Source organism: Streptomyces sp. MUSC 14 (genome assembly GCF_001866675.1).
GTDB lineage: Bacteria > Actinomycetota > Actinomycetes > Streptomycetales > Streptomycetaceae > Streptomyces.
Genome location: NZ_MLYN01000027.1, coordinates 108,400 through 132,996 on the forward strand (window position 1 = coordinate 108,400; position 24,597 = coordinate 132,996).

At 71.6% G+C, this 24,597-nt stretch carries 23 protein-coding genes and 1 riboswitch; of the genes, 14 read left to right on the forward strand and 9 right to left on the reverse strand.

Annotated elements, in window-relative coordinates:
* Nucleotides 1–37 precede the first annotated feature (37 nt).
* Together BIV25_RS18405 and BIV25_RS18410 are read left to right on the forward strand one after the other, a co-directional pair.
* Nucleotides 38–1,966: a 2-oxoacid:acceptor oxidoreductase subunit alpha gene (locus BIV25_RS18405; RefSeq protein ID WP_071373419.1), complete on the forward strand. Its 1,929-nt coding sequence runs from the start codon at nucleotides 38–40 to the stop codon at nucleotides 1,964–1,966.
* On the forward strand, nucleotides 1,959–3,032 hold the full coding sequence (locus tag BIV25_RS18410) for a 2-oxoacid:ferredoxin oxidoreductase subunit beta (RefSeq protein ID WP_071373420.1): 1,074 nt from the start codon (nucleotides 1,959–1,961) through the stop codon (nucleotides 3,030–3,032). The genes BIV25_RS18405 and BIV25_RS18410 overlap by 8 nt, the downstream gene beginning before the upstream one ends.
* Here BIV25_RS18410 and BIV25_RS18415 read toward each other — a convergent pair.
* Nucleotides 3,029–3,460: a helix-turn-helix domain-containing protein gene (locus BIV25_RS18415; RefSeq protein WP_071373421.1), complete on the reverse strand. Its 432-nt coding sequence runs from the start codon at nucleotides 3,458–3,460 to the stop codon at nucleotides 3,029–3,031. The two genes, BIV25_RS18410 and BIV25_RS18415, sit on opposite strands and share 4 nt — an antisense overlap.
* Nucleotides 3,461–3,553: 93 nt before the next feature.
* On the opposite strand from BIV25_RS18415, the gene BIV25_RS18420 reads away from it, so the two are divergent.
* The 3 genes from BIV25_RS18420 to BIV25_RS18430 all read left to right on the forward strand — a co-directional run bounded on the left by BIV25_RS18420 (nucleotide 3,554) and on the right by BIV25_RS18430 (nucleotide 6,087).
* Nucleotides 3,554–4,408, forward strand: coding sequence for an SDR family oxidoreductase (locus BIV25_RS18420; RefSeq protein ID WP_071373422.1), 855 nt, complete (start codon nucleotides 3,554–3,556; stop codon nucleotides 4,406–4,408).
* Nucleotides 4,409–4,541: 133 nt separating this feature from the next.
* Complete coding sequence (gene rarD / locus BIV25_RS18425) at nucleotides 4,542–5,528, forward strand: EamA family transporter RarD (protein ID WP_071373423.1); 987 nt, start codon at nucleotides 4,542–4,544, stop codon at nucleotides 5,526–5,528.
* 91 nt (nucleotides 5,529–5,619) lie between these two features.
* Nucleotides 5,620–6,087: a VOC family protein gene (locus BIV25_RS18430; RefSeq protein WP_071373424.1), complete on the forward strand. Its 468-nt coding sequence runs from the start codon at nucleotides 5,620–5,622 to the stop codon at nucleotides 6,085–6,087.
* Nucleotides 6,088–6,138: 51 nt separating this feature from the next.
* Here the strand turns inward: BIV25_RS18430 and BIV25_RS18435 are convergent, their stop codons facing one another.
* Nucleotides 6,139–7,308 carry a hypothetical protein gene (locus BIV25_RS18435; RefSeq protein WP_071373425.1) on the reverse strand — a complete coding sequence of 390 codons (1,170 nt, stop codon included), beginning with the start codon at nucleotides 7,306–7,308 and terminating at the stop codon, nucleotides 6,139–6,141.
* 204 nt (nucleotides 7,309–7,512) lie between these two features.
* On the opposite strand from BIV25_RS18435, the gene BIV25_RS18440 reads away from it, so the two are divergent.
* The gene (locus BIV25_RS18440; protein ID WP_071373426.1) at nucleotides 7,513–8,109 is read left to right on the forward strand and encodes a flavodoxin family protein; all 597 of its coding nucleotides are present in this window, start codon (nucleotides 7,513–7,515) and stop codon (nucleotides 8,107–8,109) included.
* 15 nt (nucleotides 8,110–8,124) lie between these two features.
* On the opposite strand, the gene BIV25_RS18445 is transcribed toward BIV25_RS18440, so the two are convergent.
* The 4 genes from BIV25_RS18445 to BIV25_RS18460 all read right to left on the reverse strand — a co-directional run bounded on the left by BIV25_RS18445 (nucleotide 8,125) and on the right by BIV25_RS18460 (nucleotide 12,660).
* Nucleotides 8,125–9,060 (reverse strand): ABC transporter permease, encoded by a 936-nt coding sequence (locus tag BIV25_RS18445; protein WP_071373427.1) that lies wholly within the window; start codon nucleotides 9,058–9,060, stop codon nucleotides 8,125–8,127.
* A complete protein-coding gene (locus BIV25_RS18450) occupies nucleotides 9,047–10,045 on the reverse strand; it encodes an ABC transporter ATP-binding protein (RefSeq protein WP_071373428.1) in 999 nt (332 codons plus the stop codon). The genes BIV25_RS18445 and BIV25_RS18450 overlap by 14 nt, the downstream gene beginning before the upstream one ends.
* A gap of 68 nt (nucleotides 10,046–10,113) precedes the next feature.
* Nucleotides 10,114–11,322, reverse strand: coding sequence for an outer membrane lipoprotein carrier protein LolA (locus BIV25_RS18455; protein WP_071373429.1), 1,209 nt, complete (start codon nucleotides 11,320–11,322; stop codon nucleotides 10,114–10,116).
* Nucleotides 11,323–11,649: 327 nt separating this feature from the next.
* On the reverse strand, nucleotides 11,650–12,660 hold the full coding sequence (locus BIV25_RS18460) for a polyprenyl synthetase family protein (protein WP_071373430.1): 1,011 nt from the start codon (nucleotides 12,658–12,660) through the stop codon (nucleotides 11,650–11,652).
* Between the two features lie 579 nt (nucleotides 12,661–13,239).
* Nucleotides 13,240–13,420: riboswitch (cyclic di-AMP (ydaO/yuaA leader) on the forward strand.
* Between the two features lie 4 nt (nucleotides 13,421–13,424).
* On the opposite strand from BIV25_RS18460, the gene BIV25_RS18465 reads away from it, so the two are divergent.
* Entirely contained in the window at nucleotides 13,425–13,928 is a 504-nt protein-coding gene (locus BIV25_RS18465) for a transglycosylase SLT domain-containing protein (protein ID WP_071373431.1), read from the forward strand.
* A 74-nt stretch (nucleotides 13,929–14,002) separates the two neighbouring features.
* Here BIV25_RS18465 and BIV25_RS18470 read toward each other — a convergent pair whose 3' ends face one another.
* From BIV25_RS18470 to BIV25_RS18480, 3 genes are all read right to left on the reverse strand, one after another.
* On the reverse strand, nucleotides 14,003–14,809 hold the full coding sequence (locus BIV25_RS18470; RefSeq protein WP_071373432.1) for an HAD family hydrolase: 807 nt from the start codon (nucleotides 14,807–14,809) through the stop codon (nucleotides 14,003–14,005).
* A gap of 150 nt (nucleotides 14,810–14,959) precedes the next feature.
* Nucleotides 14,960–16,198, reverse strand: a complete 1,239-nt coding sequence (locus BIV25_RS18475; RefSeq protein WP_071373472.1) for an FAD-dependent oxidoreductase — start codon at nucleotides 16,196–16,198, stop codon at nucleotides 14,960–14,962.
* 50 nt (nucleotides 16,199–16,248) lie between these two features.
* Entirely contained in the window at nucleotides 16,249–17,493 is a 1,245-nt protein-coding gene (locus BIV25_RS18480) for an ATP-grasp domain-containing protein (protein ID WP_071373473.1), read from the reverse strand.
* A gap of 293 nt (nucleotides 17,494–17,786) precedes the next feature.
* Between BIV25_RS18480 and fahA the strand changes: the two genes are divergently transcribed.
* The 7 genes from fahA (at nucleotide 17,787) to BIV25_RS18515 (ending at nucleotide 24,587) form a co-directional block, all read left to right on the forward strand.
* Entirely contained in the window at nucleotides 17,787–19,004 is a 1,218-nt protein-coding gene (gene fahA / locus BIV25_RS18485) for a fumarylacetoacetase (protein WP_071373433.1), read from the forward strand.
* 402 nt (nucleotides 19,005–19,406) lie between these two features.
* On the forward strand, nucleotides 19,407–20,345 hold the full coding sequence (locus tag BIV25_RS18490; RefSeq protein ID WP_071373434.1) for a M56 family metallopeptidase: 939 nt from the start codon (nucleotides 19,407–19,409) through the stop codon (nucleotides 20,343–20,345).
* A gap of 132 nt (nucleotides 20,346–20,477) precedes the next feature.
* A complete protein-coding gene (locus BIV25_RS18495; protein ID WP_071373435.1) occupies nucleotides 20,478–21,266 on the forward strand; it encodes a GntR family transcriptional regulator in 789 nt (262 codons plus the stop codon).
* A gap of 49 nt (nucleotides 21,267–21,315) precedes the next feature.
* Nucleotides 21,316–21,543, forward strand: coding sequence for a ferredoxin family protein (locus tag BIV25_RS18500; RefSeq protein WP_066995505.1), 228 nt, complete (start codon nucleotides 21,316–21,318; stop codon nucleotides 21,541–21,543).
* Nucleotides 21,544–21,557: 14 nt separating this feature from the next.
* Nucleotides 21,558–22,901, forward strand: coding sequence for an ABC transporter substrate-binding protein (locus BIV25_RS18505; RefSeq protein WP_071373436.1), 1,344 nt, complete (start codon nucleotides 21,558–21,560; stop codon nucleotides 22,899–22,901).
* Entirely contained in the window at nucleotides 22,898–23,812 is a 915-nt protein-coding gene (locus tag BIV25_RS18510) for an ABC transporter permease (RefSeq protein WP_071373437.1), read from the forward strand. The genes BIV25_RS18505 and BIV25_RS18510 overlap by 4 nt, the downstream gene beginning before the upstream one ends.
* Entirely contained in the window at nucleotides 23,796–24,587 is a 792-nt protein-coding gene (locus tag BIV25_RS18515) for an ABC transporter ATP-binding protein (protein ID WP_071373438.1), read from the forward strand. The genes BIV25_RS18510 and BIV25_RS18515 overlap by 17 nt, the downstream gene beginning before the upstream one ends.
* Nucleotides 24,588–24,597: the final 10 nt, after the last annotated feature.

Genomic DNA, 24,597 nt, shown 5'->3' on the forward strand with positions numbered 1-24,597 from the left:
CGCCCCCGGACAGCCGCCTCGAAGGAGGTCCAGTTCAGTGACCAGCCAGGTCAGCAGCCCAGCGGAGCAGGCCGACGGAAACGTCGTGGGAGAGCAGCGCAATCCGGGCGACGCGAAGGACGTGCGGCGTCTGGACCGGGTGATCATCCGGTTCGCGGGGGACTCGGGTGACGGCATGCAGCTCACCGGTGACCGTTTCACCTCGGAGACCGCTTCCTTCGGCAACGACCTCTCCACCCTTCCCAACTTCCCCGCCGAGATCCGCGCCCCCGCCGGCACCCTGCCCGGTGTGTCCAGCTTCCAGCTGCACTTCGCGGACCACGACATCCTCACCCCGGGTGACGCGCCCAACGTGCTGGTCGCGATGAACCCGGCCGCGCTGAAGGCGAACATCGGCGACCTGCCGCGCGGCGCCGAGATCATCGTCAACACGGACGAGTTCACCAAGCGCGCCCTGCTGAAGGTCGGCTACGACGCCTCCCCGCTGGACGACGGTTCGCTGGACGGCTACGGCCTGCACCCGGTGCCGCTGACCACGCTCACGGTGGAGGCGCTGAAGGAGTTCGACCTGTCCCGCAAGGAGGCCGAGCGCAGCAAGAACATGTTCGCGCTGGGCCTGCTGTCGTGGATGTACCACCGGCCGACCGAGGGCACCGAGAAGTTCCTGAAGTCGAAGTTCGCGAAGAAGCCCGAGATCATGGCGGCGAACATCGCGGCGTTCCGCGCGGGCTGGAACTTCGGCGAGACGACGGAGGACTTCGCGGTCTCCTACGAGGTCGCCCCGGCCGCCAAGGCCTTCCCCACGGGCACCTACCGCAACATCTCCGGCAACCTCGCCCTCGCCTACGGCCTGATCACGGCCTCGCGCCAGGCGGACCTGCCGCTGTTCCTGGGCTCGTACCCGATCACCCCGGCCTCCGACATCCTGCACGAGCTGTCCCGGCACAAGAACTTCGGCGTCCGCACCTTCCAGGCCGAGGACGAGATCGCCGGCATCGGCGCGGCACTCGGCGCGGCGTTCGGCGGCTCGCTCGCGGTGACCACGACCTCCGGCCCGGGCGTCGCGCTCAAGAGCGAGACGATCGGCCTGGCCGTCTCCCTGGAACTGCCGCTGCTGGTCGTCGACATCCAGCGCGGCGGCCCCTCGACGGGCCTGCCGACCAAGACCGAGCAGGCGGACCTGCTGCAGGCTATGTACGGCCGCAACGGCGAGGCACCGGTACCGATCGTCGCCCCGAGAACCCCGGCGGACTGCTTCGACGCCGCCCTGGAGGCAGCCCGGATCGCGCTGACCTACCGCACGCCGGTGATGCTGCTCTCCGACGGCTACCTGGCCAACGGCTCGGAGCCCTGGCGGATCCCGGACCTGGACGAACTGCCGGACCTCACCGTCCAGTTCGCGCAGGGCCCCAACCACACCCTGGCCGACGGCACCGAGGTCTTCTGGCCGTACAAGCGGGACCCGCACACCCTGGCCCGGCCGTGGGCCATCCCGGGCACACCGGGGCTGGAGCACCGCATCGGCGGCATCGAGAAGCAGGACGGCACGGGCAACATCTCCTACGACCCCGCCAACCACGACTTCATGGTCCGCACCCGCCAGGCCAAGATCGACGGCATCACCGTCCCGGACATCGAGGTCGACGACCCGGACACCGCCCGGACCCTGGTGCTCGGCTGGGGCTCGACGTACGGACCGATCACCGCGGCGGTACGCCGCCTGCGCCGCTCCGGCGAGTCCATCGCCCAGGCACACCTGCGCCACCTCAACCCCTTCCCGCACAACCTCGGTGAGGTGCTGCGGCGCTACGACAAGGTGGTGATCCCCGAGATGAACCTCGGGCAGCTCGCCACGCTCATCCGGGCGAAGTACCTGGTCGACGCCCACTCCTACAACCAGGTCAACGGCATGCCGTTCAAGGCGGAACAGCTCGCCACGGCGCTGAAGGAGGCCATCCATGACTGACGCCGTGACGGACGCCGGCAACGGACTGCTCCAGCTGGTCCCCAAGGCCGAGGCCAAGCAGTCGATGAAGGACTTCAAGTCGGACCAGGAGGTGCGCTGGTGCCCGGGCTGCGGTGACTACGCGATCCTGGCCGCCGTCCAGGGCTTCATGCCCGAGCTGGGCCTGGCCAAGGAGAACATCGTCTTCGTCTCCGGCATCGGCTGCTCCTCCCGCTTCCCGTACTACATGAACACCTACGGGATGCACTCCATCCACGGCCGCGCCCCCGCCATCGCCACCGGCCTCGCCACCAGCAGGCGCGACCTGTCCGTATGGGTCGTCACCGGCGACGGCGACGCACTGTCCATCGGCGGCAACCACCTCATCCACGCCCTGCGCCGCAACGTCAACCTCAAGATCCTCCTCTTCAACAACCGGATCTACGGCCTCACCAAGGGCCAGTACAGCCCGACCTCCGAACTCGGCAAGATCACCAAATCCACCCCGATGGGCTCCCTGGACGCCCCCTTCAACCCGGTCTCCCTGGCCATCGGCGCCGAAGCCTCCTTCGTCGCCCGCACCATCGACTCCGACCGCAAACACCTCACCGACGTCCTGCGCCAGGCCGCCGACCACCCCGGCACCGCACTCATCGAGATCTACCAGAACTGCAACATCTTCAACGACGGCGCCTTCGACGCCCTGAAGGACAAACAGCAGGCCCAGGAGGCACTGATCCGGCTGGAGCACGGACAGCCGATCCGCTTCGGCGCCGACGGCACACGCGGCGTCGTACGCAACCAGACCACCGGCGACCTGGAGGTCGTCACCGTGACCGCGGAGAACGAGGCGGACATCCTGGTCCACGACGCGCGCTCCGCGTCTCCGACCACCGCCTTCGCGCTCTCCCGCCTCGCCGACCCCGACACCCTGCACCACACCCCCATCGGCGTCTTCCGCAACGTCGAACGCCCGGTCTACGACACCGCGATGGCCGACCAGCTGGACACCGCCGTCGAGCAGAAGGGCAAGGGCGACCTCGCCGCCCTGCTGGCCGGGGGCGACACCTGGACGGTCGTCGGCTAGGCCGTTCGCCCTCGCTGCCGCTGCCGCTCTTCGCTCTGCCACGAGGCCCGGGACTGGATTTCCCGGGCCTCGTCGTATGCCTGCCGGGCGCCGATCACGTCGTCCATGCGTCGCGCGGTCCACTGCGCCAGCGCCCGTACCTGCTCCGCCGCCTCGCGCCCCAGCTCGGTCAGGGAGTAGTCGACGCGCGGCGGGATGACCGGCTTGGCGTCCCGGTGCACGAGACCGTCGCGCTCCAGGGTCTGGAGGGTCTGGGTGAGCATCTTCTCGCTGACGCGGCCGATCGCCCGGCGCAGTTCGCTGAAGCGATACGGGCGGTCGAGGAGCTGGATCAGCACCAGCACGCCCCAACGGCTGGTGACATGCTCCAGAACCAGGCGCTGGGGGCACATGGCCTCGCCGTCGCCCTTCCACTCACTTACCAACATGTCTGTACCTTACTTTGAAGTGGGTACTTTCCAGAAGTTAGCGCACCTCCTAGGGTTAGCGGCAGAACGCATCCCAGAAGGAGAGGGCACATCATGGGCATCGTCGTCACCGGAGCCACCGGACACCTCGGCCGCCACGTCGTGGAGCAGCTGCTGGAGAAGGTTCCGGCGGAGCAGATCACCGCCGTCGTGCGCGACGAGCAGAAGGCCGCCGACCTCGCGGCCCGTGGCGTACGGCTCGCCGTCGCCGACTACAACGCGCCCGAGACCTTCGACAGCCTCTTCGCCGCCGGTGACAAGGTCCTGCTGATCTCGGGCAACGAGTTCGACAAGGGCCGGGTGCGGCAGCACCAGGTCGTCATCGACGCCGCCAGGGCCGCGGGCGTCGCGCTCCTCGCCTACACCAGCGCCCCGGGCACCCTGAAGGCCGCCCTCGCGGACGACCACCGGGCGACCGAGGAGGTGCTGCTCGCCTCCGGCCTGCCGTACACGCTGCTGCGCAACGGCTGGTACTTCGAGAACTACACCGAGAACCTCGCCCCGGTGCTGGAGCACGGCGCCGTCGTCCAGGCCGCCGGCGCCGGCCGGATCTCCGCCGCCTCCCGCGCCGACTACGCCGCCGCCGCGGTCGCGGTGCTGACCGGTGAGGGCCACGAGAACAAGACCTACGAGCTGGGCGGCGACGAGCCCTTCGGCTTCGCCGAGTACGCGGCCGAACTGAGCCGGCAGACCGGCAAGGAGATCGCCTACACCCCGGTCACCCCCGAGGCCCTGACCGGGATCCTGACCGGCGCCGGGCTGCCCGCGGTGTTCGCCGAGATCCTGGCCGGCGTGGACGCCTCCATCGAGAAGGGTGAGCTCGTCGTCACCACCGGCGACCTCACCCGTCTGACCGGCCGCCCGGCGCAGTCGCTGACGGAGGCGGTCACGGCGGCGGTCAAGGGCTGACCCTCCGCCCCCTCACCTGCCCCCTCCCGGCTGTCATGACCGTATGGCGATACGGGCATGACAGCCGGGGGCACTCGGCGCTACCTTCGTTCTCGCGCGCGCGTGTGCCGATGCGCCACGGGAAGGAGGGGCCGTGAGCGGGACGTCCAAGAACCCCGGGAGCCCGGAAGGCTCCGGGGGCTCAGCGAGCGAGGACCGGATAGGCCTGCTGAACGGCTTCGCCGCCTATGGCATGTGGGGGCTGGTCCCCCTCTTCTGGCCGCTGCTGAAACCCGCCGGCGCGGTGGAGATCCTCGCCCACCGCATGGCCTGGTCCCTGGTCGTCGTCGGCGTCGTGCTGCTCTTCGTACGGCGCTGGGCCTGGGCCGGACAGCTGCTGCGCCAGCCGCGCCGACTCGCCCTCGTCGCCGTGGCCGCGACCGTCATCAGTGTGAACTGGGGCGTCTACATCTGGGCCGTGAACTCCGGCCATGTGGTCGAGGCCTCGCTCGGGTACTTCATCAATCCGCTGGTGACCATCGCGATGGGCGTGCTGCTGCTGAAGGAGCGACTGCGGCCCGTGCAGTGGGTGGCGGTCGCGACCGGCTTCGCCGCCGTCGTCGTCCTGACCGTCGGCTACGGCCGCCCGCCGTGGATCTCGCTCGTCCTCGCCTTCTCCTTCGCCACGTACGGCCTGGTGAAGAAGAAGGTCGACCTCGGCGGCGTCGAGTCACTGGCCGCCGAGACCGCGATCCAGTTCCTGCCCGCGCTCGGCTATCTGCTCTGGCTCGTCGGCCACGGCGAGTCCAGCTTCGTGAACGACGGCTCCGGGCACGCCGTCCTGCTCGCCTCCACCGGCCTGGTCACCGCGCTGCCGCTGGTCTGCTTCGGCGCGGCGGCGATCCGCGTGCCGCTGTCCACGCTGGGCCTGCTCCAGTACCTCGCCCCCGTCTTCCAGTTCCTGCTCGGCATCCTGTACTTCCACGAGGCCATGCCGATGGAGCGGTGGGCCGGCTTCGCGCTGGTCTGGCTGGCGCTGACCCTGCTCACGGGCGACGCGCTGCGCTCGGCACGCCGCACGCGGCGGTCGCTGGTGGTGGCGCGCGGCGGCCAGGCCGAGTCCGCCGCGGTCGACGCCTGAGTTCCACGGTCACGGCCGTCGTGGCGGGCTGCGGTATCACGCTGTCGTGTCCGGCGGCCGTTGTCAGTGGCGCGCGCTATAAGTGACGGCCATGTCGACACAGACCCCCGCACCCCTGCACTGGAAGCTCGTCATCGACGCGGCCGACCCGCACGCCCAGGCCGACTTCTGGGCCGCGGCGCTGCACTACACGGCCGAGGACAACAGCGCCCTGGTCGAACGGCTGCTGTCCGCCGGCGCGCTGCCCGGCGAGGCCACGGTCGAGTACCACGGCCGCCCCGCCTTCCGTGACCTGATCGCCGTACGACACCCCGACGACCCGTACGACCGCGAGACCGGCACCGGGCTGGGCCGGCGCCTGCTCTTCCAGCGCGTCCCGGAACCGAAGACGGCCAAGAACCGGCTCCACCTCGATCTGCACGCCGGCCCGGAGCGGCGCGCTCAGGAGGTGGCCCGACTGGAGGCGCTGGGCGCGCGCGTGGTGCGCGAGGTGACGGAGCCCGCCGGGCGGTGGGTGGTGCTGACGGACCCCGAGGGCAACGAGTTCTGCGTGCAGTGAGCCGCGCGGGAGCCCTGTGCGACCCCGCTCACGGCTGTACGGCGGCCGGGCTCACGCCTGTGCGGCGCGGGCCGCCCGGTCGGTCAGGCGGCCCATGCGGGCGCGGGCGGACTCCAAGGGGTGCGGGTCGTCGGCGGCGGGACCCGGCTCGGCGCTGAGGTCCGTCCACAGCTCGATCAGGTCGCGGCCCAGCCGCAGGCCCTCCTCGGGGTCGCGCACCGCGCGCCAGGCGGTCGCCGCGCTCCGCACGTTGCCGTAGGCGGCCTCCGCGTCCCGCGCCTGCCGGCGCAGCCGGGCGAGGTCAAGGGACTGCTCGAAGGCGCGGACCGGTTCGCCGCCCAAGTAGGCGATGTAGGCGGACAGTTCCCGCAGGTGCAGCACCTCGGCGTGGCCGGGGCCCAGCACGGTGGAGGCCTCGGTGACCGTGCGGTCGGTGAGCTCCGCGGCCGCCTCGATCCGGCCCGCGCGCACGGCCTCGTTGATCCGCGTCATCGGCTCGGTCAGCAGCTCGGCGCCCTCCGCCGTCTCCGTCAGCGGCCCGTCCCCGAGCACCTCCTCGGCGACGGCGTCGAACCCACGGGCCGGCGTGTGGCCGGCGTCCGGTGCCTCCGGCTCGGCGTACAGCGGGAGGGAGGCCGAAAGAGAGGCCGCGAGAGCGGTGGCGGAGGAGGCGGGAGCGGGAGCGCGGCCGGAGGCGGGGAGGGGTGCCGCTTCGGGCGCGGGGGTGACGGGAGAAGGGACGGAGGGAGCGGCGGCCGTGGTGGTGGTCGCGGTGGCGGCGGCCGTCGCCAGCGCGTCCATGACCGGCGGAGGGCCGAACCGCCCCGTCGGCACCCGCGCCGTCCCGGCCGCCACACCCTCCGGCTCCTGGCACGCGTCGGCCCCGGCCTTCCGCGTCGGCTGTGCCTCCCGCGCCTCCCACGGCGGAGCCGTCCGCACCGGCTCCCCCATGACGCGGCTGGAGCCGTCCGCCGAGACCTCCAGGGGAACCACGAGGCCCACCCGGTCGTCCTGGATCGTGGCACGTATCGGCGCGCCCAGGCTGATGGCGAGGCGCTGGAGGCGGTTCAGGACCGTCTGCTGGATCTCCTCGCCCGGCACGGCCGCCAACGACGTCCCGCCCACCGACGCGCCACCCGCGCCGAACACCCGGACCGGCACCACCGCCGGGTGCTCCGCGGGCTGCTGCGCCCGCTTCTTCTCGAAGCTCAGTCGAGACATCGGTCTTCCCTCACTCCCCCGGCATCGCGATCCCGGTCGCACGTCTCCTGCCCACCAGTGTGTCGGCTCCCCTCGGCTTCCGCGTCACCGCACCGTCACAGCCTCGCACCAGCCGCGCCCGGCAGCCCTGGCCAAAGTTAATTGCGTATGCATAAAATGCATACGCCTTTATTTGGGCCACGACAGCACTCTCCTGGGGGACTCATGAGTCGCCGTTTCCTGTTCCTGCTCGGCAGCGCCCGCACCGAGGGCAACACCGAGCTGCTGGCCCGCGAGGCGGCCGCGCAGTTGCCCGCTGACGTCGAACAGCGCTGGATCCGCCTCGCCGACCACCCACTGCCCGACTTCGCGGACCTGCGGCACGACGCCGACCACACGGCACCGTCGCCGGACAGCACCGCCGGCCTGCTGCTGGACGCCACCCTCGCGGCCACGGACATCGTCATCGCCTCGCCGCTGTACTGGTACTCGGTGTCCGGCCTCACCAAGCGCTATCTCGACCACTGGTCGGGCTGGCTGCGCACGCCCGGTCTGGACTTCAGGGCCACCCTGGCCGGCCGCACCCTGTGGGGCGTCGCCGCACTGGCCCACCGTGAGTCGTCGGTCGCCGCTCCCTACGTCGGCACGCTCAACAACTCGGCCGCGTACATGGGCATGCGCTTCGGCGGGGTCCTGCTGGGCAACGGCAGCGGACCGGGCGACGTGCTGCAGGACACCGACGCCCTCACCCGCGCGAAGACGTTCTTCGCCCAGGACGCGCCCCTCGCCCGTTTCCCGTACGAGGCGGCACGAGAAGGCTGAGCCGGTCCGAACAGGTCAGGCGCTGATGTCCTTCACCGTGAACCTCGCCCAGGCCGCCGTGCCGAACACCGCCGCGTACAGCGTCTGGAGGCCGAGGTTCTTCTGCAGGTCGTCCCAGTAGACCGGGTCGCGTATCAGGTCGGCGAAGGACAGCCAGTAGTGCGAGAAGAAGTACGGCTGGAGGGCGTGCAACTGGGGTATCTGGTCGAGGATCTGGACGGTGATGAGCAGGCCTACGGTGGTCGCCATCGCCGCGATGCCGCTGTTGGTGAGCGTCGAGACGAACAGGCCGAGCGCGGCCACGCCGATCAGCGAGAGGGCGACGACCAGAGCGATCAGCAGGGCCCGGCCGAGACCTTCGACGAAGCTGATCCGCGTGCCGGATATCGTCGTGAGGTCGCCCAGCGGGAAGAGCAGCACACCGACGATCAGCGCCGAGACGGCGACGACCAGGGTGGCCAGCAGACAGAAGGCCATCACCGTCGCGTACTTGGTGAGCAGCAGCCGGGTGCGGCCGGCCGGGGCCACCAGCAGATAGCGCAGGGTGCCCGCGCCCGCCTCGCCCGCTATCGCGTCGCCCGCGACGACGCCGACGGCCATCGGCAGGAAGAACGGCAGGGTCGCGGCGAGCGCCGTGAACACCAGGAACAGGCCGTTGTTGGTGATCTGCGAGATGAACGCCGGGCCCTGGCCGCCATGGTCCGCCGACCCGCCGCCGCGCGTCTCGATCTTCACCGCGATCCCGACCAGCACCGGCACCGCGGCCAGCACTGCGAGCAAGGCGAGCGTGCGCCAGCGCCGGACGGTCGTGACCAGCTCGCTGCGCAGCAGCCCGAACGTCCACAGCGGGCTCGGTCGCCGCACGGCGGAGGCGAGGGCCGCCCCGGACACGGGAACCGCCCTGGTCCCGGGATCCTTCTCGGACGGGGGATCCGTCTCAGCCCGCGACATCGAAACCCTCCCCTGTCAGCGCCACGAACGCGTCCTCCAGCGAGGCCCGTTCGAGCGCGAGGCCGCGCACCCGCACGCCCGCCGTGACCAGCGCGGCGTTCACCTCGGCGAGGTCCCGCGCGGGCGGTTCGCCGGTGACCCGGTCGCCGTCGGCGGTGACGTCCCCGACGCCCTGTTCCTTCAGCACCCGGGCGGCCTCGGCCGGATCCGGGGTGATGACCACCAGCCGGCCGCGCGCCCCGGCCGCCAGGTCGGCCACCGCGCCCTGGGTGACGAGCCGGCCCTGCGTCATGACCGCCGCGTGCGTGCACACCTGCTCGATCTCGTCGAGCAGGTGAGAGGAGAGGAAGACCGTCGTGCCGTCGGCGGCCAGCTCTCTGATCAGGGCGCGGATCTCCCGCATGCCCTGCGGGTCGAGACCGTTGGTGGGCTCGTCCAGGACGAGCAGCCGGCGCGGCCGGAGCAGGGCGGCCGCGAGCCCCAGGCGCTGCTTCATGCCCAGCGAGTACGCTCGCGCCTTCTTTCCGGCGGCCGCCGCGAGGCCCACCCGGTCCAGGGCGGCGGCGACGCGGGCGCGCCGGGTGCGGGGGTCGGCGGTCGGGTCGGCGGCGTCGTAGCGCAGCAGGTTGTCCCGGCCGCAGAGGAAGCCGTACAGCGCGGGGCCCTCGATGAGCGCGCCGACCTCGGGCAGCACGGAGCGGGCCGCCCGGGGCATCGGGCGGCCCAGCACACGGGCCGTGCCGGCGGTCGGCTCGATCAGGCCCATCAGCATGCGGATGGTCGTAGTCTTGCCCGAGCCGTTCGGACCGAGGAAGCCGAAGACGCTGCCCGCCGGGACGGTCAGATCCAGACCGTCCACGGCGAGCTGTCCGCCGCGGTAGCGCTTGGTGAGGCCGCGCGTGGCGATGACGCTCGCCTCGGCCTGCCCCGGGACATGCTGCTCGGCGTCCCCCGCCTCCCGCTCCGTGGCGGACGGTCCGTCCATCGGCTCCCCCTCGATTCGTGCTCCGTAGAGGTCAACGCGCGATCACGGTCCGTAGTGCCCGGACGGGGTCACTTTCCTTCGTTCGCCGCCTTCACCAGGGCGTCCTTCGTCACCGCGCCGGCGTAGACCTTGCCGTCGTCGGTCATCAGGACGTTGACCAGGCGGGTGGAGAAGACCGTGCCCTTGCCGAACGTGCCGGAGACCTTGTCGCCGAGCGAGCCGAGGAAACCGCTGACGTCGCCGGCCTTGGAACCGCCGCTCGGCAGGCCGCCCTTGGCGCCCGTGTCGAACGTGGCGACGGACGTCCAGCCCTTGCCGATGACAGTGCCCTTGTCGTGGCCCTGGGCGAAGCCCTCGCCGGGCTTGAACCCGTCGTGCTCCCGGGCCGTGGCGCCCTTCTTCTGCTCCGTCACCTTCGCGCCCTTGGGCGGGGTGAAGGTGAACGTGGAAGCGGCCGGCCTGGCGAAGGAGACCTCGGTGAAGCCCGCGTCGACGACGGCGGCGCCGCCGCTCTTCGGGGTCAGCGTGAACTTCAGCGGCATGCCGGTCTTCGAGTCGACCGCGATGCTGATCGCGCCGACCGTGGTGCCCGGCTGGCGGGGCTTGATCAGCAGCTTGTAGGCGGCGCGGCCGGCGACCTGCTCGGTGCCGTCGACGGTGACGGACGTGGTGCCGTCCACCGCCTTCAGCGCCTGGTCGGCGAAGTCCTTCGGCGTGGCCGGCGGCTGCTCGGCACCGCGGTCCTTGCCGGTCGCGGCGGAGGTGCTGTGGGAGACCGAGTTGGTCTTGCTGTCGTAGCCCCACACGTTCGCACCGTCGTGGATGAGGCTGTACTCGGAGCCGCTCTCCAGCAGCGAGATCTTCTGCTTGTCCGGGCCGTCGGCGGCGACGCGCAGCGTGTGCGTGCCGGAGACCAGCTCGGTGAGCTTGGCCTGCGGGTCGGCGGAGGAACCGTCGCCGGATCCCTTGCCGGCGCCGGAGGCCAGGCTGCTCTCCAGGCCGCCGAGGTTCGGCAGGCCGAGGTCGGTGCTGATCTTCACCGTGCCGGACAGCTGCTGCACGTCCGACTTGGCGATCTTGTCGATGAGCTGCTTCGCGGTGATCTTGGGCAGGTCGGGGTCGCCCGAGGCGGCGAGCGCCGGGACCAGCCCGATCGTGGCCGCCGCCACGCCCACCACCGCGACCGGAACCGCGTAACGCGCGGCCTTGCGGCGTCCGGCGTGCGGGTTCTCGTCCCGCGCGGCGTCCACCGCGTCGTCGGATTCGTACGGTGCCATGTGTGCCTTACCTCCGTCGTCGGCGGCGGCTGTCCTCACGCTGGTCCACCCTGAGCCGCCATTCTCACCCGAATCGGTGAGGAGTGGTGATGTCCGTGTTCCCCATCTCACCAAATCGGCCATGAGGAAGCGTCAGACCACGGAGCCAACTCCGTGTACGACTGCGGTATGACACCCAGGGGTGACGGCTGCCGCGACCCCTAGGGGGCGTGCCCGGCTGTACGCCAGGTCGTGGACACGTCAGCCGCTGTGCCGCGGGGACGGTCCGGCACGCTGCCGTGGGACCGGAACACCGTCCTGGACCGGCCCGCCGTCGTGTCCAGGGACTCAGCCCGCGCGGTGCACCACGGCGTCGCACAGCTCCAGCAGAGCCGCCTTGGCGTCGCAGTCCTGCAGCGGCGACAGCGCGGCCCGGGCCTCCTCGGCGTAGCGCACGGTGTCGCGGCGGGCCTGCTCCAGCGCGGGGTGCGCGCGCAGGGCGGTCAGGGCCTCGGCGTGCCGGGCGTCGTCGGTGAGGTCGGAGTCCAGCAGCTCGCACAGCGCGAGGTCCTCGGGCAGCCCCAGCCGGGCCGCGCGCTCGCGCAGCCGGAGCACGGGCAGCGTCGGGATGCCCTCACGCAGGTCGGTGCCCGGGGTCTTGCCGGACTCGTGCGAGTCGGAGGCGATGTCCAGGACGTCGTCGGCGAGCTGGAAGGCGACACCGAGCCGCTCGCCGTACTGGGTGAGGACGTCGACGACCGTCTCGTCGGCGCCCGACATCATCGCGCCGAACCGGCACGAGACTGCCACCAGCGAGCCGGTCTTGCCACCGAGTACGTCCAGGTAGTGCTCGACCGGGTCACGGCCGTCCGAGGGGCCCGCCGTCTCCAGGATCTGGCCCGTGACCAGCCGCTCGAACGCGAGGGCCTGCACCCGGACCGCCTCGGGCCCGAGGTCGGCGAGGATCTGGGAGGCGCGGGCGAAGAGGAAGTCACCGGTGAGGACCGCGACGGAGTTGCCCCAGCGGGTGTTGGCGCTGTCCACACCGCGCCGCACGGCCGCCTCGTCCATGACGTCGTCGTGGTACAGCGTGGCGAGGTGGGTCAGCTCCACGACGACGGCCGACGGCACGATGCCCGGCGCGTGGCGGTCGCCGAACTGCGCCGCGAGCATCACGAGCAGCGGCCGGAACCGCTTCCCGCCGGCCCGTACGAGGTGCTGCGCGGCCTCCGTGATGAACGGGACCTCGCTCTTGGTGGCCTCGAGCAAGCCTTCCTCGACAGCCGCCAATCCGGCCTGGACATCGGCTTCGAGAGCCTGGTCCCGCACGCTCAGCCCGAACGGCCCGACGACGGTCACGAGGGGTCTCCTGTCTGCTGGTGTCTGCTGGCGATTACACGGTTTGTCGATAGGTCGCTGCCATCACTCAAGTCAGCGTATCCGGTCCTGTTTCGATCACCGATAGCGCCCACCGGTCCAGCACAGGCGGTATTGGATCATGACCGGCTTGTTTTCGATCAGACGATAAGAGCGGACATTTATTGACTTATAGGATGCTACGCACTTTGTCGCACACCGAGGAGCGAGCGGAGTAACACCTCCACCCCGGCCCGCCCCCTCACCTCCCCTTCACGTCCCCCTCTACGACCTGCGCCACTCGGAGCGCGAGTCTGTTAAATCCCTTATGCACACTCTATGGCGATTTGCTCCTTCGTGACTTGAGTCACGGGGGCCGACGTCCACCCATCGATGGCCGGTCCATCCGTTCCCCTTGCCTCGCGGGGGAGTTGAGGATTGGCAACCGCAAAGGATCAAGTGCCTCATAGGGCGCACTTCAAGGTCAAACGGGACGTTGTGTGATTCCAGCACTTGTTCCCGACATGTGCTCTCGCATACGTTCCGGCTCGCCGGGCGGACGCCGAATCCTGCCGCCGCCCGCACCACCATCCGCGAACTCATTCGTACGGCAGGAGCGGGGGACCCAGGTAAGTCGCCGGACCGGTCGGCACACGCCGCACCGGAACGGCTAGGGGTGAAGCCGCGCCTTCCCGCGAAGGCACGGCCGGGCACCTCCCCGCCCGAACCCGACAGCTCACCTCGCAGGCGACGGAGAGGAACTCCCCATGTCCGCTGCCGCTCAGCATCGTCGTACCCGCACCAGCCGTCTCCTGCGCACCCTCGCCGTCGCCGGCACCGGTGCCGCCGTCCTCGCGATGCCGCTCATCGGTGCCACCAGCGCCTCCGCCGCCACCAGCACGCCCTCGCCGACCGCCACGACCACGTCCCTCGTGAACGCCTCCGGGTACACGAACACCCTCGACGGCTGGATCCGCGAGTCCCTCTCGATCATGGCCCAGAAGGGCATCCCGGGCTCCTACAACGGCATCTACCGCAACGTCATGCGGGAGTCCTCCGGCAACCCGACGGCCATCAACAACTGGGACTCCAACGCCGCCGCCGGCATCCCGTCCAAGGGCCTGCTCCAGGTCATCGACCCGACCTTCCGGGCCTACCACGTGACCGGCACCGCGCTCGACCCGTACGACCCGGTCGCGAACATCACCGCGGCCTGCAACTACGCCGCCGCGCGCTACGGCTCGATCGACAACGTCCACAGCGCGTACTGAGACACCGCGGCCCTGACGCGGCCCGGTGGGGGACCGTCCGAGACCCGGCTGACCTGCGCGCACCGATGCACCGGTCAGCCGGTCGGAAACAGTCTTTCGAGGACGACGGCGACGCCGTCGTCCTCGTTCGACATGGTGATCTCATCGGCCAACGCCTTCAGTTCGGGATGCGCGCCGGCCATGGCGACCCCGTGCCCGGCCCAGTCGAACATCGGGATGTCGTTGGGCATGTCCCCGAACGCCAGCGCCTGTCGGGCGCCGACGCCGAGCCGCTCGGCGGCGAGTGCCAGCCCGGTCGCCTTGGTCACCCCGGACGGCTGGAGCTCCACGGTCCCCGGCCCCGACATGGTGACCGTCGCGAGCGAGCCCACCACCGCGCGCGCGACAGCCGCCAACTCGTCGTCGGACAGGGCGGCATGGCGCAGCAGCACCTTGCTGATGGGCCTGCGCCACAGCTCGTCGCGCCGGCCGACCCGTACCGAGGGAAGGGTCGGGTGCGGCATCCGGTAGCCGGGCTCGATCAGCGTGAGCCCGTCGACGCCGTCCTGGTCGACGGCCGCGTAGACCTGCCCCACCTCGGCCTCGATCTTGCCGAGCGCCTCCTCGGCCAGCTCCCGGTGCAGCCGGACCGACCACAGCAGGCGCCCGCTTCCGGCGTCGTAGACCTGCGCGCCCTGCCCGCACACCGCGAGCCCCGTGCAGCCGAGACGCGCGAGCAGCGGCCGTACCCGAGGGGCCGGGCGGCCCGTCACCACCAGATGCCGGGCACCGGCCCGCGCCGCCCGTGCGAGCGCGGCGAGCGACCGGTCGGAGACCGTGTCGTCGCCCCGCAGCAGCGTTCCGTCCAGGTCAGTGGCGATCAGTGCGTATGCGGCTGCCATGATCAGAGAATACGGACGCGGGGCCGGTCCGACTCACCTTGCCGTACTGCGTACTTACGTGCTCATCACCCCCAAGTGGAGCCCGCAAACCGCCTGATGACGCTGCCGCAGACCCGGAATACGCCGCCGCCCCCGGATACGGCCGCTTCGTCAGCCGTGGGCCGCCGCCAGGTGCCCTGCCAGGCGCGGCGAGGCGAACTCCGTGCCGCACACGAAGCGCATCACCGGGCCGTACGACGACGCCGCCGGCAGGCCGGTGAAGTACAGGCCGGGGACGGAGGAGACGAAGCCGGGGCCGAGCCTCGGCGCGCCGCGGCTCACGGCGAGCCGGGTGCGCAGGCCGTGGCCGAGGAAGTCCATCGCCGCGATGTCGACGCGGTAGCCGGTGGCCGCGATGAGGTGGTCGGCGGTGAGCCGTTCCGTACCGTCGGCAGGGTTCCCCGCGCGCGGGGAGGTGCCAGGGCGGGAGAACGTGCGGACCGTGAGGACAGGACTGCCGTCCGATGCCTCCGCGCGGACGATCCGCTCGACTTCCTGCACCTGTACGGCGCTGTCGAACCGCTCGCGCAGCCACCAGGCGCCGAGCGGTCCGAGGACCCGGCGGGCCAGGTAGTGACGGGTCGGCTCGGGCAGGTGGCGGTAGGGGTGCGGGTAGTAGCTCAGCGCCCACAGCGACCAGGCGCGGCCGAAGGGGGATGCGGGACGCAGCCTCGGCTGCTCCCAGGGCGGCGCGCCGAAGGCGACCCGGCCGCGTCCGCGCGCGACCACGCGCACGCGTGCGCCGGCTTCGGCGGCGAGCGCGGCCGTCTCCAGCGCGGACTGGCCGGCCCCGACGACGATCAGCTCCCGGCCGGTGAACCGGCCGAGGTCGTGGTGCTGGGAGCTGTGCGAGAGCGGGCCGGACGCGGAAGGCCCGTCGGACGCCGCGCCCGCGAGTTCCGGCGGAAGGTGGGCGAGGCCGGACAGGCCGGTGGCGACGACGACCGCACGCGCGGGGAACAACTCTCCCGAGTCCAGCTTGATTTCGAAGCCACCGCGCGGGTCCCGGTCGACGGACACGACCCGTACCCGCTCCAGGCCGGGCAGCAGCTTCTGCTGGAACCACTCGCCGTAGGCGACGAAGGTCTCCACGGGGATGATGTCCTCGTCGGTCACCAGACGGCGGATCCCGGCCGCGGCGCAGTAGTCGGCGAGCGTGTGGCCGGGCTGCGGGCAGTCCAGATTCGACGCGGCGGGTGTCGACTTCAGGAGCATGCCCTCGGGCATGTGGGCGCGCCAGCTGACCATGGGGTCGCCGAAGACGCGGACGGGGATGCCGCGCGCGCGGAGATGGGCGGAGGTGGACAGGCCGAACGGCCCGGCCCCGATGACTGCAACCGGTCGAGTCACGAAGTCCCTCCCCAGGACACGGTGCGCCACTCTTGTCTCGGTGGCTTTGCCTACTTCGTGGAGGTGCTGCCGCCGCGGCGGTTGGTCCGCCACAGCTGATAGAGGTGCTTCGCGCCCGGGCGCACGAACCGGGCGAGCATCGTGAGGAACGGCAGCGGGTCGTCACCCGCGAACCAGGCCAGCTCCGTCCCGCTCGCCTTCGCCGGCGCGTGCGGCGTCGTGTAGCCGCTGCGGCGGTAGGCGAGGAGGGCGGGCAGGTCGATGTTCTCCACGACGTAGCGGTGGCCGGCGCGCTGTTCCCCCTCCGGTACGGCGCGGCCGGTCAGGTGCAGGTGCAGGGCGCGGACCACGTCCACCCCCGACTCGTTCTCGAAGAGCCGGAACTGGGCGCCCATGCGGGGGTTGAAGTCCAGGAGTTTGTACTGTCCGTCGCGCCGGTCGAAGCGCAGGTCGAGGTCGATGATGCCGCTGAAGCCGATCTGTTTGATGAAACGTGCGGCGACGTCGGCGAGTTCCGGGTTGTCGACGACGTAGGCGTTCGCCGTCATCCCGGCGTGCGGCGGCCACGAGCGGACCTTGACGCCGGTGAACAGCGCGAGCGGGGTGGAGTCCGGGCCGAAGCAGGCGTGCACGATCCAGTCCTCGGCCTCCTCGCGCGGGAGGTACTCCTGGAGGATGACGCCCGGCTCGTCGCCCCAGTCGCGAGCCAGGGCGAGCAGACCCTCCCGGGTGGCGATCCGCGTGGTGCCGTTCACGGCAGGCCGGCTCCGCCGTACGAACGCCTCGCGGTTCTTGGCCACCACCGGGAAGCGGGCCGTGTCCGCGAAGGCGACGATGTCGCCGTACGACTCCGGGAACGCGGCCGACGGGCTGGCGATGCCGTGCTCGACGCACAGTTCGTGCAGCCCCTGTTTGCTCGCGAGCCGGCGCGGGAGCCCCGGCTCGACCCTCGGGAAGAGAAAAGGTCCGGCCAGCTCGTCCTGGTGCTCGGCGATCAGGACGGCAGCCTCTTCGTCGGTCGGTATCAGGACGGTCGGGCGGCCGATGCGGCGGCCGACGCGCAGCAGCCCCTCGACCAGGTGGCCCGGTTCCTCCGCGCCGGTCGTCGGCCACACGAACGCCTTCTTCAGATAGCGCGAGGAAGCCGCCGGCGTGTACGGGTCCTCGGTGATGGCGTACATGGGCACGCCGAGGCGGCCCAGACTGCGAATGGCGCCTACACCGCCGTGGTGCAGCGGATAATCGCCGAACTTGACGATCAGCCCCGGCACGTCACGGTCGGCCTCGAACGGCACACTGACGGCGTCTCCGGCCACGGGTCCCCCCACGTGTCCCCCCAACGGAACGGATCCAGCCCGTCCGTGTCCCCAAAGGACGCTAAGCCGGAATTGCCCACTCCGACAAGGCCTATTCGGACATTGCGAACCCTTTAGGCATCGCGCGGGCAACCTTCGCGGCACCTGGCGGGACATGCACCGGGGCACACCTCGGGGCACTGCCCAAGACACGCGTCTCGGCCGTAACGTGTGGCGCGACCACATGGAACGCATCGCCATGCATGGCCCGGATGAGAGTGAGGCAGCACCCCATGCCCCCCTTCGACGTCCCCGAGGGCGACCCCTTCGGCCCGCACAACCTTCCCTATGGCGTGTTCTCGCCCTCCGGCAGCACGGAGCGAAGGGTCGGCGTCCGGCTCGGGGACCACGTCCTCGACGCGGGCGCAGCGGCCGCCGCCCTCGGCTCGCCGCACCAGGCGCTGCTCGCCCGCCCCACCCTCAACGCCCTGCTGGCCGCGGGCCGCGCGACGTGGTCGCAGGTACGGGACGCCGTCACGGCCTGGGTCACGGACCCCGCACACCGCGAGGCCGTGGAGCCGCTGTTCCGCCCCTTGTCCGAGGTGACCCTGCACCTGCCCTTCGAGGTCGCGGACTACGTCGACTTCTACGCCTCGGAGAACCACGCGCGGAACGTCGGCCAGATCTTCCGCCCGGACGCCGCGGACTCCCTCACCCCCAACTGGAAGCATCTGCCGATCGGATACCACGGCCGTTCCGGCACGGTCGTCGTCTCGGGCACGGACGTCGTACGCCCGTCCGGGCAGCGCAAGGGCCCGGCCGACCCGGCACCCGTGTTCGGCCCGTCGATCCGGCTGGACATCGAGGCCGAGGTCGGCTTCGTCGTGGGCGTCCCGTCCGCACTGGGCAGCCCGGTCGCACTCGGCGACTTCCGGGAGCACGTCTTCGGCCTCTGCCTGCTGAACGACTGGTCCGCGCGGGACATCCAGGCCTGGGAGTACGTCCCCCTCGGCCCGTTCCTCGGCAAGTCCTTCGCCACCTCCGTGTCCGCATGGATCACCCCGCTGGACGCGCTGGCGCACGCGCGCGTGGCCGCACCGGAGCGCACGCACCCCCTGCTGCCCTATCTGGACGACGCGGCGCCGGGCATCGAGCCGGGCGGCTACGACCTGCGGATCTCCGTGGCGATCAACGGCCATGTGGTCTCCGAGCCGCCGTTCTCGACCATGTACTGGACCGCCGCCCAGCAGCTCGCCCACATGACGGTGAACGGCGCCTCGCTGCGCACCGGCGACCTTTACGGCTCGGGCACGGTGAGCGGCCCCGAGGAGGACCAGCGCGGCTCCCTCCTGGAGCTGACCTGGAACGGCCGCGAGCCCCTCGAACTCCCCGACGGCAAGCGGGCCTTCCTGGAGGACGGCGACGTGGTGACACTGTCCGCGTGGGCCCCCGGCCCGGACGGACACCGGGTCGGCCTGGGGGAGGTCAGCGGCCGGGTCGTCCCGGCATGAGCCGCGCAATCGCCACGCGCGTGCGTGCGTAGCGGCAGGTACTGGCGACGTCCGACACGGCGGCCTCGCCGGACGGCCTGAGCCGGGCGACGGAACCCACCCACGGCACGAGGGAGTTCGTGACCTGGGCGCCGGGATTCGGGCCGGACGGCGTGCCGGAGGCGGTGCGGCAGGCCTCGCGGGACCGGAAGACGCAGGGCTTCCGCTCACGGAGGCCGGCCGCGCCGGACGTGACGGAACGAGGCGGCCGGGGGTGCGGGACGGATCACTGCCGAGGCCTGCCTCTCGCCGCTCCTCCCCGGCATACTGGGCGGACAACGCACCATGCGACGCGCCCCCGGCACATCGCCCCCGCACCACGCGCACCCGCGCCCCTCTCCGACCAGGAACCGGAGCCCCGGCATGACCGTCTGCCTGCTCCTGCTGAGCGTCGTCGCCCTGACGTCCGCGCTGCCGGCACCGCGCGCGCTGACCCGTGCCGCCTGGCCCGAGCGGGAACCCGTGGTCGCGCTGTGGGTGTGGCAGTGCCTGGTCGCCACCGTCCTGCTGTGCTGCCTGGCCGCGCTGATCCTCGGCACGGCGGCCGTCTTCCACACCGTCCGCGACCGCGTGTTCGCCCCCGCGCCGCCCTCCGTCACCGCCGCGTACGACCTGTCCGCCACACCGGTGTGGGCCACCGCCCTCACCCTGCTGCTGGCCTGTGGGGCCGCGTGGACGACGGCGATGCTGGCCCGGGAGATCGTCGAGGCCCGCCGCAGCCGCGGCCAGGCCCGCGCGCAACTGCGCGAGCGGGCCCCCGACCTGCCGGCCGGGCTGCCGGCGGCGCGCGGCCCGATGCTCGTGCTGGAGGACGAGTACCCGGACGCCTGGTGGATGCCGGGCCACCCGTCACAGCTGGTCGTCACCACGGGCGCGCTGCAACGCCTCACCGACCACCAACTGGACGCCGTCCTCACCCACGAACGCGGGCACGCGCGTGCCCACCACGACTGGCTGCTGCACCTGTCCACCGCGCTCGCCACGGGTTTCCCGCGCGTGCCGCTCTTCGCCCACTTCTGCGACCAGACGCACCGCCTGGTCGAGCTGGCCGCCGACGACACGGCGTCCCGCCGCTGCGGGCACCTCACCACGGCCCTCGCACTGATCGAGCTGAACCAGCACCGGGGTGTCCTCTCCTGCGACTCCAGCCGCCGCCTGCTGGGCGAGCGCGTGGACCGCCTCCTGGAGCCCCCACCGCGGCTGCTGCGCCGCCACCGGGCCCTGACGACGACGGTGGCCGCCCTGGTGCCGCTGCTGCCCCTGCTGATCACGTTCGCCCCGGGGCTGACGGCCCTGTCCTGACCTGCCCGCCGGTGGCAGATCTTCCCGCCCGCTGAGCGATAACCGCAGCTCAGCGGCGTATCCGACGCCCCCTCACCTGGCGCAACACTGCGGCAACACGCCTTTCCCCACCACATCGGTATGGTTCCAGCCATGCCACCCACCGACCGCCCCCGCGACCACGCCGGTCAGGGCGCCGCGACCACCGTCGCCGCCCACCGCGCACGTCGCCGGCTGCGTGCGGACCGGGCCAGGCAGCTCGCCGACCTGCTGCGCCACCAGCTCCTCACCGGCGCCTTCCAGGACGGCGCCCTCCCCCACGAGACGATCCTCGCCGCCGACTACCGCGCCTCCCGCAACACTGTCCGCCAAGCCCTGGACCTGCTCCGGGCCGAAGGACTGGTGGAGCGGCAGCCCGGGGTCGGCACGGTGGTCGTCGCCCAGAAGTACCCGCACGGGCTCGACCATCTGCTGGGTCTCGCGGAAACCCTCCGCGAACACGGCCGCGTCACCAACGAGGTCCGCACCATGGGCCCCGCCCCCGCACCCGCCCCGGTCGCCGACCGCCTCGGCGTACCGGCCGGCGCCGACGTGCTCTACATCGAGCGCCTGCGCCGCCTGAACGGCCTCCCCCTTTCCCTCGACCTCACCTACATCCCGCTCGACATCGGCACCGCCCTGCTCGGCGCCGACCTGGAGAACACCGATGTCTTCCGCCTCCTGGAAGCCATCACCGGCCAGCGCCTCGGCCACGCCGAGATCACCCTGGAGGCGGTGAACGCGGACGCCCACTCCGCCGCCGTGCTCCAGGCTCCGCGCGGCGGCGCCGTACTGATGCTGGAACGCCTCACCCACCTCGCCGACGGACGCCCCGTCGATCTGGAGTTCATCCGCTTCCGCGGCGACCGCATCACCATGCGCGGCCTGCTCCACCGGTCGTAGCAAACGGCCGCCGCACCCCACCCTGCCTGCACATTTCCTGGAGACAGCCATGCCCTTGGCGCCCCAGCGGGCCGACGTGCCCGTCACCATCGACGAGTCGAAGTGCATCGACGGCTGCACCCTCTGCGTGGACATGTGCCCGCTGGACTCCCTCGCCATCGACGAGAGCAGCGGCACGGCGTACATGCACGTCGACGAGTGCTGGTACTGCGGCCCGTGTGCGGCCCGCTGTCCCACCGGAGCCGTCACGGTCAACATGCCCTACCTGCTCCGGTGAGAGGTAAAACCCCCATGAAGCGCACGGCAGTTGCCCTGTCCGCCACCGCACTCCTGCTCTCCCTGTCCGCCTGCGGCAGCAACGCAGAGGCGGGCGGCGGCTCCACGATCACCGTGACCGTCGGCTACCAGTCCAAGACCATCAACACCGTCACCGCGGGAACCCTGCTGCGCTCTCTCGGCTACTTCGAGCAGCAGCTCGGCTCCCTGCACGACGGCCACACCTACAAGATCGACTGGCAGGACTACGCCACAGGCGCCCCGATCACCGCCCAGATGACCGCCGGGAAGATCGACATCGGCTCGATGGGCGACTTCCCGCTCCTGCTCAACGCGGCTCGCGGCAAGCAGCTCGGCCGCCCCACGCGCCTGGTCTCGGTCACCGGCTACAACCTGCGCGGCGGCCTCAACACCGTGGTCACCGCCCCTGATTCGAAACTCGTCGCGCTGACGGACCTGGAGGGCAAGAAGGTCTCCACAAGCATCGGCTCCGCCGCCGACGGCACGCTCGTACGCGCCCTTCAGCGCGCCGGCATCGACCCGGACGAGGGCATCTCCAAACTCAACCAGCAGCCTGCCGTGGGCGCCTCGGCGCTGGCCTCCGGCAGCGTGGACGCCCTGTCGCAGTTCGTCGCCTGGCCCGGGCTGCTCGCCTACCAGGGCAAGGCAAAGGCCTTGTACGACGGCGCCCAGCTGAACCTGCCCACCTTCCACGGTGTGACCGCCCGCGAAGACTTCGCCCGGCAGCACCCGGCCGTCCTGGAGGCCTTCCTCAAGGCCCAAACCGAGGCGACGGACTACCTCAACGCCCACCCCGTCACCGCCGCCGAAAGAGTCGCACAAGCCACGGGCCTGCCCGCCGAGGTGGTGTACCTCTACAACGGCGCCCACGGCATCGCCACCTTCGACCCGGCCGTCAAACCCCAGCTCGTCTTCGCGCTGAAGCAGGACGTGTCCGTGCTGAAGGCCGCCAAGCTGACCGGCGACATCGACGTGGACTCCTTTGTCGGCGACCAGTACGTGAAGAAGGCCCTCGGCACCTCCTACACCCAGCGGCTCACCGCCGCACCCGCGCCGGCCGCGAGCGAGGTGTGGGCCAGGAACAGCGACAAGACCCTCACCTTCACGTCTGCGAAAGCGCTGCTGACCTACGTGGCCGCGCACCAGAACGGCATCCGCGCCGCCTATGTGCCCGATGCCACCACCGGCACGCTCTGGTTCGCCGACAAGGCGGTCTGGGTGGCCGACGGCGACCGATTGCTGCCCTTCGTCACCCCGGCCACCGCGCAGGCCTACGTCACCGCCCACGGAGGCGCTCGCACCGTGTCGTACCGCGAGGCTCTGGAGCGGGCCGCATGACCCGCTCATCCCTTGTCCGGTACGCGCTGCGCACCGCCTCCCTGGCGGCCTTCCTCGGTCTGTGGCAGCTGCTGACCAGCCTGAAGGTCGACCTGTGGCTGCGCTTCTCACAGTTCCCGACCGTCACCGACGTGGCCCGCGCCTTCGCCGGCCGGCTCGCCGGTGACGACTACTGGACCGACCTCACCGACAGCCTCACCCGGATCCTCACCGGCTTCGCTCTGGCCGCCGTCCTCGGCGTGGCGACGGGCGTGCTCGTGGCCCGCTCACGGCTCGCCGAGGATCTGCTCGGCCCGGTCCTGGAGGTGATCCGCCCGATCCCGGCCATCGCGCTCGTCCCTGTGGCGATCCTCCTCTTCCCCTCCAACGAGCAGGGCATCGTCTTCATCACCTGCACCGCCGCCTACTTCCCCGTGCTGGTCTCCACCCGGCACGCGGTCCGTGCGCTCACCCCCGTCTGGGAGGAGGCGGTGCGCACCATGGGCGGTGGCCGGCTGCGGATCCTCGGGGCGGTGGTGCTGCCGGGCGCGCTGCCCGGGATCTTCGGCGGACTGTCGGTCGGTATCGGCGTGTCCTGGATCTGCGTGATCTCCGCCGAAATGATCTCCGGCCAGTACGGGGTCGGTTACCGCACCTGGCAGGACTACACGGTGGTGAACTACCCGGGCGTCTTCGTCGGCATGGTCACCATCGGCGTTCTCGGCTGGGTGACCTCCACGGCCGTGGAGGTCCTCGGCCGGCGTCTGACCCGCTGGCTGCCCCGCACCTCGTACGTCCCCGGCGGCCGTACCCGCGCGGCCCGGCCCGCCGTCACTCCCGTTCGCCACGGCCGCGATCCCGAGCAGCACGCCCAGCCCGAGCAGCAGGGCCACCAGGACACCGAGGAGTCCCGCGATGAGCACCTCGTCTGAGACCGTCACCGCTCCCGCAACCACGCCGGCACCGGGGAGCGCGCGCGGTACCCGGCTCGCGTTCCGTTCCACCGTGCTCGGGCGGCCGGGCGCGCCGGTGCTGTCCGGCGTCGACCTGGACGTCGCTCCCGGCGAGATCCTCACTGTCGTCGGCCCCTCGGGCTGCGGCAAGTCCACGCTGCTGCGCACGCTCGCCGGACTGCTGCCCGTGCTGGGCGGCACGGCCGAGGCGGACGGCACCCTGCTGACCGGGCCGTCGGCCGACCGTGCGCTGGTCTTCCAGGAGGACGCGCTGCTCCCCTGGCGCACCTTGCGGGGGAACGTCGAACTGCCGCTCGCCATCAGCGGCGTACCGCGCGGAGAACGCCGCGCCCGGGCCGAGTCCTGGCTCGAACGCGTCGGACTCAGCGCGCAGGCGGGGCAGTTGCCGCACCGCGTGTCCGGCGGGCAGCGCCAGCGCGCCCAGTTGGCCCGCGCGCTGGCCGACAGTCCGCGCGCGGTCCTCATGGACGAGCCTTTCGGTGCCCTGGACGCCCAGACCCGCTCCGGCATGCAGGACCTGCTGGTGGACGTGCTGCGCGGCACGGGCGCGACCGTCGTCTTCGTCACGCACGACGTGGACGAGGCACTCTTCCTCGGCGATCGTGTGGCCCTCCTCGGTTCCGGCCGGGTGGCCGCCGTGCGCGACGTCCCCGGCCCCCGCGACCGAGGGGCCGTCGACGCTCCCGCCCGCGTGGCCCTGCGCCGCGACATCCTGACCTCGCTCGGCTCCTGAAAGGCACCCA

Excerpts from the sequence above, each read along its gene's own strand:
- BIV25_RS18445 (WP_071373427.1), bottom strand. The coding sequence starts at position 9,060 with ATGTCGCGGGCTGAGACGGATCCCCCGTCCGAGAAGGATCCCGGGACC.
- BIV25_RS18450 (WP_071373428.1), bottom strand. The coding sequence starts at position 10,045 with ATGGACGGACCGTCCGCCACGGAGCGGGAGGCGGGGGACGCCGAGCAG.
- BIV25_RS18505 (WP_071373436.1), top strand. The coding sequence starts at position 21,558 with ATGAAGCGCACGGCAGTTGCCCTGTCCGCCACCGCACTCCTGCTCTCC.
- BIV25_RS18440 (WP_071373426.1), top strand. The coding sequence starts at position 7,513 with ATGAGTCGCCGTTTCCTGTTCCTGCTCGGCAGCGCCCGCACCGAGGGC.
- BIV25_RS18410 (WP_071373420.1), top strand. The coding sequence starts at position 1,959 with ATGACTGACGCCGTGACGGACGCCGGCAACGGACTGCTCCAGCTGGTC.
- BIV25_RS18490 (WP_071373434.1), top strand. The coding sequence starts at position 19,407 with ATGACCGTCTGCCTGCTCCTGCTGAGCGTCGTCGCCCTGACGTCCGCG.
- BIV25_RS18415 (WP_071373421.1), bottom strand. The coding sequence starts at position 3,460 with ATGTTGGTAAGTGAGTGGAAGGGCGACGGCGAGGCCATGTGCCCCCAG.
- BIV25_RS18435 (WP_071373425.1), bottom strand. The coding sequence starts at position 7,308 with ATGTCTCGACTGAGCTTCGAGAAGAAGCGGGCGCAGCAGCCCGCGGAG.
- BIV25_RS18515 (WP_071373438.1), top strand. The coding sequence starts at position 23,796 with ATGAGCACCTCGTCTGAGACCGTCACCGCTCCCGCAACCACGCCGGCA.
- fahA (WP_071373433.1), top strand. The coding sequence starts at position 17,787 with ATGCCCCCCTTCGACGTCCCCGAGGGCGACCCCTTCGGCCCGCACAAC.
- BIV25_RS18510 (WP_071373437.1), top strand. The coding sequence starts at position 22,898 with ATGACCCGCTCATCCCTTGTCCGGTACGCGCTGCGCACCGCCTCCCTG.
- BIV25_RS18465 (WP_071373431.1), top strand. The coding sequence starts at position 13,425 with ATGTCCGCTGCCGCTCAGCATCGTCGTACCCGCACCAGCCGTCTCCTG.
- BIV25_RS18470 (WP_071373432.1), bottom strand. The coding sequence starts at position 14,809 with ATGGCAGCCGCATACGCACTGATCGCCACTGACCTGGACGGAACGCTG.
- BIV25_RS18500 (WP_066995505.1), top strand. The coding sequence starts at position 21,316 with ATGCCCTTGGCGCCCCAGCGGGCCGACGTGCCCGTCACCATCGACGAG.
- BIV25_RS18420 (WP_071373422.1), top strand. The coding sequence starts at position 3,554 with ATGGGCATCGTCGTCACCGGAGCCACCGGACACCTCGGCCGCCACGTC.
- BIV25_RS18430 (WP_071373424.1), top strand. The coding sequence starts at position 5,620 with ATGTCGACACAGACCCCCGCACCCCTGCACTGGAAGCTCGTCATCGAC.
- BIV25_RS18455 (WP_071373429.1), bottom strand. The coding sequence starts at position 11,322 with ATGGCACCGTACGAATCCGACGACGCGGTGGACGCCGCGCGGGACGAG.
- BIV25_RS18495 (WP_071373435.1), top strand. The coding sequence starts at position 20,478 with ATGCCACCCACCGACCGCCCCCGCGACCACGCCGGTCAGGGCGCCGCG.